The 685-nt window shown below is 72.4% G+C and carries 1 pseudogene; it reads right to left on the bottom strand.

Going from position 1 to position 685, the window contains the following annotated elements:
• Window positions 1-547: pseudogene (locus tag G3I71_RS45310) on the bottom strand (alpha-L-arabinofuranosidase); the annotation flags it as partial.
• Window positions 548-685 lie beyond the last annotated feature (138 nt).

The raw sequence follows: 685 nt of genomic DNA, 5'->3' as shown, positions 1-685 counted from the left end.
GGCCGATCTGCCACGGGCCGTCCATCTCGTTGCCGAGGCACCACATCTTGATGCCGTACGGCTCGGTGCGGCCGTTCGCGATGCGCAGGTCGGCCCAGCGCGAGCCGGCGACGCCGTTGCAGTACTCGACGAGCGCCGCGGCCTCGGCGACTCCGCGCGTGCCCAGGTTGACGGCCATCATGGGCTCGATGCCCTCGCGCTCGGCCCACTGCAGGAACTCGTCGGTGCCGATGAGGTTGGGCTCGACCGTGCGCCACGCGAGGTCGATGAACGGCTTGCGCTGCTCGACGGGCCCGACGCCGTCCTCCCACACGTAGTTGGAGACGAAGTTGCCGCCCGGGTAGCGCACCACGGTGACGCCGAGCTCGCGCGTGAGGTCGGCGACGTCGCGGCGGAAGCCGTGCTCGTCGGCGGTCGCGTGGTCGGGCTCGTAGATGCCCGTGTAGACCGCGCGGCCGAGGTGCTCGACGAACGAGCCGAAGAGGCGGCGGTCGAGCGTGCCGGTGCGGAAGTCGGGGTGCAGCAGGACGGTGGCGTGGGCGGTCATCGGTGCTCCGGGGTCGGTCCGCGGCGCCGACGCACGGGTGCTCGGGGCGCGCGGGATTTCAAAACGTTGTAAACCCCACCAGCATACCCGCCCCGGCCACCCGCCCACCGCGACCCGCGCGGGCCGGACCAGCGCGTC

Source organism: Streptomyces sp. SID12501 (genome assembly GCF_010550245.1).
In the GTDB taxonomy this organism is placed as follows: Bacteria; Actinomycetota; Actinomycetes; order Streptomycetales; family Streptomycetaceae; genus Streptomyces.
The sequence above is the reverse complement of the archived record's forward strand: the minus strand, read 5'-3'. Positions and strand labels throughout refer to the sequence as shown.